Origin of the sequence: Streptomyces sp. JHA26, from assembly GCF_002005565.1 — a bacterium.
Classification (GTDB): domain Bacteria; phylum Actinomycetota; class Actinomycetes; order Streptomycetales; family Streptomycetaceae; genus Streptomyces.
In genome coordinates, this window is sequence record NZ_BDJC01000120.1 from 1 (window position 1) to 4,517 (window position 4,517).

Annotated in this window: 5 protein-coding genes and 1 pseudogene; all 6 read right to left on the bottom strand. The window is 72.3% G+C overall.

The features are described 5' to 3' along the window. A pseudogene (locus JHAT_RS33180) lies at positions 1–211 on the bottom strand (RNA polymerase sigma factor SigF); the annotation flags it as partial. A gap of 146 nt (positions 212–357) precedes the next feature. Next, positions 358–765, bottom strand: coding sequence for a DUF6278 family protein (locus tag JHAT_RS33185; protein ID WP_077801990.1), 408 nt, complete (start codon positions 763–765; stop codon positions 358–360). 83 nt (positions 766–848) lie between these two features. Then, positions 849–1,628, bottom strand: coding sequence for an exodeoxyribonuclease III (locus JHAT_RS33190; protein ID WP_077801991.1), 780 nt, complete (start codon positions 1,626–1,628; stop codon positions 849–851). Between the two features lie 70 nt (positions 1,629–1,698). Then, a complete protein-coding gene (locus JHAT_RS33195; RefSeq protein ID WP_077801992.1) occupies positions 1,699–2,334 on the bottom strand; it encodes an MBL fold metallo-hydrolase in 636 nt (211 codons plus the stop codon). 72 nt (positions 2,335–2,406) lie between these two features. Next, entirely contained in the window at positions 2,407–3,762 is a 1,356-nt protein-coding gene (gene pcaC, locus JHAT_RS33200) for a 4-carboxymuconolactone decarboxylase (protein WP_375603605.1), read from the bottom strand. 128 nt (positions 3,763–3,890) lie between these two features. After that, the coding region (locus JHAT_RS33205) for a site-specific integrase (RefSeq protein ID WP_143660611.1) at positions 3,891–4,517 on the bottom strand (627 nt) is incomplete at its 5' end.

A 4,517-nucleotide genomic window follows, 5' to 3' on the forward strand; every position in this document is an offset into this window, starting at 1 on the left:
CGGCCGCGAAGCGGACCAGGGACATGTTCATCTCGATCAGCGTGTTGCGCGCGTACTGGTACTCGGCGGTGCCCTCCTCCAGGACCGCCAGCTGGTCGAAGAACAGCCTCGACAACTCCCGCGCGTCCCGGGGCGCCACCTTGGACGGGTCCGCGATCTCCGGCATGCCCGCGGTGTGCTGCCCGGTCGCCCGCACGGTCGTCGTCACCATGATGTGCCCTCCCTGTCGATCGGCCCCGTCACTGTCCACTCATCGGCCGACGACCCACCGCCTACCCCGGACACGGGTGCGTATGCTGTGATCTTCCCGGTGATTCCGCGGCCTCCCGGATCCGGGCATGAAGCCCTTCTCCCGCGTCAGGGTTCCGAGACCTCGGCGTACAGCTGGGACAGTTCGGGTACGCCGTCCTCCGCCCAGGCGCAGCCGGACGCCACGACGTCGAACTCGCGGCCCGAGGCGAGCCGGACGACCGGCCGGCCGTCCGCCCGGATGACCCAGGCGGCACCGGGCACCGTGCGCACGATCACGGTCCCCAGGTACAGACCCGCGTCGTTGCCGAGCCAGGGCATGATCTCCTCGTCGGTGCGCCAGCGCGGCAGCATCTGGTCGAGCCGCGCCAACGAGGCCTCGGAGTCGTCGAGGCGGACGCCCTCCCGTGACGCCTGCGAGCGGAGCAGATCACAGTCGGCGAGCAGTTCGGCGATGCCGTCCGGGTCGTGGACCCGTGCGGGCTCGCGCCGCCTGCCCAGGAAGGGGAAGTGCATCCCCCCAGACTGACATTCGTACCGCCGTGCGCACCACAGGCACGCGGGGCCGGGTTCCGCCTGGGGCGGGAGGCGAGGGGCGCCTACACGGCCAGGTCGACCACGACCGGCGCGTGGTCCGAGGCGCCCTTGCCCTTGCGCTCCTCGCGGTCGACGTAGGCGTCGGTGACGGCCTTGGCGAACGGCTCGTTGCCGTAGACCAGGTCGATGCGCATGCCGCGGTTCTTGGGGAAGCAGAGCTGACGGTAGTCCCAGAACGTGAAGGGGTGGTCGTACTTCAGCGGGCGCGGCACGACGTCGGACAGCCCGGTCTCCCGCAGGGAGGCGAGGGCGGCGCGCTCGGCGGGGGTGACGTGGGTGGAGCCCTCGAAGGCGGCGCGGTCGTGGACGTCGTCGTCGGTCGGCGCCACGTTGTAGTCGCCCAGCACGGCGAACGGCCGGCTGCCGGCCGCGTCGGCCGCGACGGCCGCGCGCAGCGCCTCGAACCACTGGAGCTTGTAGGCGTAGTGGGCGTGCTCGACCTCGCGGCCGTTGGGCACGTACACCGACCAGACGCGGACCGGGCCGCAGGTCGCGGAAACGGCGCGGGGCTCCTGGACGCCGTCGTAGTCCGGGCCGCCGGGCAGGCCCTTGACCACGTCCGTCAGGCCGACGCGGGAGAGCACCGCCACGCCGTTCCACCGTCCGGTGGCGTGCACGGCGGCCTCGTAGCCCTTCTCGCGCAGCTCGTCGAACGGGAACTGCTCCTCGGCGACCTTGGCCTCCTGGAGGCACAGTACGTCGGTGCCGCTGCTCTCCAGCCAGGCGAGCAGCCGCGGCAGGCGGGCGGTGATCGAGTTCACGTTCCAGGTGGCGATGCGCATGTCCCCCAACCTACCCGGCGGGACCGACGATCCGGCCCCTCCCGGTACGGTCGCGGGGCGCCCGGCCGGCTCACACCCGGGCGGACTCCCCCGGGGCCAGCCGCAGGTGCTCGGAGCCGCCCAGCTGCCCGATCTGGCGGTCGTAGACGGGGCGGGCGAGGTCGGTGAGGAGCGCGTCGTGGATGTCGTAGGCGCGCTGCGGCTTCACCTCGCGGACGTAGTCGATGACCTCGGAGATCTTGTTCCAGGGGGCCATGACGGGCAGCATCAGCGTCTCGACCGGGTGGTCGGGGACGGTGAGGGCGTCGCCCGGGTGGAAGACCGTGCCGCCGTCCACGAGGAACCCGACGTTGCCGACGCGCGGGATGTCCGGGTGGATCACCGCGTGCAGCTCGCCGTGGACCTGTACGTCGAAGCCGGCGGCGGTGAAGGTGTCGCCGTGGCCGACGGTGTGCACGCGGCCCGGGAACGCCGCCGAGATCTTTTCCGCGACGGACCTCAGCGTCCAGATCTCGGCGGCCGGATTGGCCTCCATCGCGGCGCGCAGCCGCGGCTCGTCGAAGTGGTCGGGGTGCTCGTGGGTGACGAGGACGGCGTCCGCGCCGAGGGCGGCGTCCTCCTCGCTGAACCCGCCGGGGTCCAGGACGAGCGTGCGCCCGTCCTTCTCGAGGCGGACGCAGGCGTGCGACTTCTTGGTGAGCTTCATGACTCCATCCTGCCGCCGCGCCTCACCGTGGTGCGAACGGCCCCGGGACGGTGCGAACGGCCCCGGGCGTCCTCACTCCGGCGGCGTGGTCTCCTCCCTGACGACCCGCTGGGCCACCCGGAAGGCGCTGTTCGCCGCCGGTACGCCGCAGTAGACGGCGGCCTGGAGCAGCACCTCCTTGATCTCGTCCGGGGTGAGCCCGTTGCGCAGGGCTGCCCGGACGTGGGAGGCGAGCTCCTCCAGGTGGCCGCCCGCGACGAGGGCGGTGAGGGTGACGCAGCTGCGGGTGCGGCGGTCCAGGCCGGGCCGGTCCCAGATCTCGCCCCACGCGTACCGGGTGAGGAACTCCTGGAAGTCCCCGGAGAACTCGTCGGCCTGCGCCAGCGTCCGGTCGACGTGCGCGTCGCCGAGCACCTCGCGGCGGACCTTCAGCCCCGCGTCGTAGGGGTCGGGCCGTCCCTGCGCGTGCGTCTCGGGCGGTACGGCGGCCGGGGCGATCTCGGCGACGGGACCGACCCTCGGCGGGGCGGGCGCGGCCTGCGGCGGCACGGGGACGGTCTGCGGCGGCACGGGGGCCGCCTGTACCGGTACGGGGGCGGCCTGCGGCGGTACGGGGGCGGTGGCCAGGGCCGGCTGGACGGGGGCCGCGGAGCCGGCGGGAGCGGGGTGGACCGCGGGGGTGGGGTGGACGGCCGCGTGGACGGCGGGTGGGACGGGCGTCTGGCCCGTGGCGGCGTCGTGCGCGGTCTGCCAGGCGGTGTTGAAGTGCCGGACCAGCAGGTCGGTGACGGCCGCGGGCTGCTCGACCGGGACCAGGTGGGAGGCGCCGGGGACGACGGCGAGGCGGGCGTCGGGGATGCCGGCGACCAGGGTGCGGGCCTCGGCGGGTCCGGTGACCTGGTCGTCGGACCCGACGAGGACCAGGGTCGGCACGCCGACCTGGCCGAGCAGGCCCCGCACGTCGAACGCGGCGAGCGCCTCGCAGGCGGAGATGTAGCAGCCGGGGTCGGTGGTCCGCACCATCTGCACGGCCCACTCGGTGATCGCGGGCTGGGCCGCGGCGAACCCTCCGGTGAACCACCTCTCGGGCGCGCTGCGGGCGATGGGGTCCAGCCCGTTCGTCCGGACGATCACGCCGCGCTGCCGGAACTCGTCGGCCGTGCCGAAGCGCGGCGAGGCGGCGATCAGCGCGAGGGACGCCAGCCGCTCGGGGTGGCGCAGGGCCAGCTCGATGCCGACGGCGCCGCCGAACGCGCAGCCCGCGTAGCCGAAGCGCTGCACGCCGAGACCGTCGAGCGTGGCCAGCAGCCGTGCGGTGAGGTCGGCGACGGAGCCCGCCGGGTGGGCCGGGGCGCCCCCGTGACCGGGCAGGTCGAAACGGAAGACCCTCCACTGCTGCGCCAGCTCGGGAACCTGCCGGTCCCACATGTGCCATGTGGTACCGAGAGACGGGCCCAAGATCAGGACTGGTAGGTGTTCTGGCCCGTCAAAGCGGTATTGCAGCGTCTCGCTCTTGCCTTCTGTCACGGGTTCACACCTTCATCTGTCACGATCTGTCACACGCCCCCTGCGAGACCTCCCCATGCCTCCGCCGCCGGAAGCAGGTCCGCCACGTCCGGCTTCACGTACCACTTCTTCGTCGTCTTCACGTTCGTGTGTCCGGCCCACCTGGCGAGCAGGTGATCCGGCACCCCGTTGTTCGCGAAGTACGTGAGGCAAGACGCCCGAGCATCGTACAGACGGACCCTGCGAAGGCCGTTTGCGTCCATTATTTTGTAGGCCCGCGTACGAAGCTGCCGACCGTTCAGCGCGCACCCAAGTTCATCCACGAGGACATACCCGCCGCCCTCGTACCCCTCGCCCGCCGCCAGGCGTTCCACTGCCTGCGTGGCGCGGAACGTCTTCAGCGCTTCCCGTACGAGGCTCGGGATCGGCAACACACGCTCCCCCGCCATGCTCTTCGTGTCCTTCTCCACCACCGTGCGGTTGCCCAGCATGGTTCGGGTGTTGGCGATGCTGAGCGTGGCTGCGGCCAGGTCGATGTCCGACCACCGCAGGCCGCAGACCTCCGCCGGACGGAGCCCCATCACGGACAGCAGCAACGGCGCGAACAGGCGGTCACTCTTCATCGCAGCGACAAAGGCACCCACCTCCGAGGCGTTCCATGGCTGGACAACCTCCTT

Coding starts and splice junctions, on each gene's coding strand:
- JHAT_RS33185 (WP_077801990.1), bottom strand. CDS start 765: ATGCACTTCCCCTTCCTGGGCAGGCGGCGCGAGCCCGCACGGGTCCAC.
- JHAT_RS33190 (WP_077801991.1), bottom strand. CDS start 1,628: ATGCGCATCGCCACCTGGAACGTGAACTCGATCACCGCCCGCCTGCCG.
- JHAT_RS33195 (WP_077801992.1), bottom strand. CDS start 2,334: ATGAAGCTCACCAAGAAGTCGCACGCCTGCGTCCGCCTCGAGAAGGAC.
- pcaC (WP_375603605.1), bottom strand. CDS start 3,762: ATGTGGGACCGGCAGGTTCCCGAGCTGGCGCAGCAGTGGAGGGTCTTC.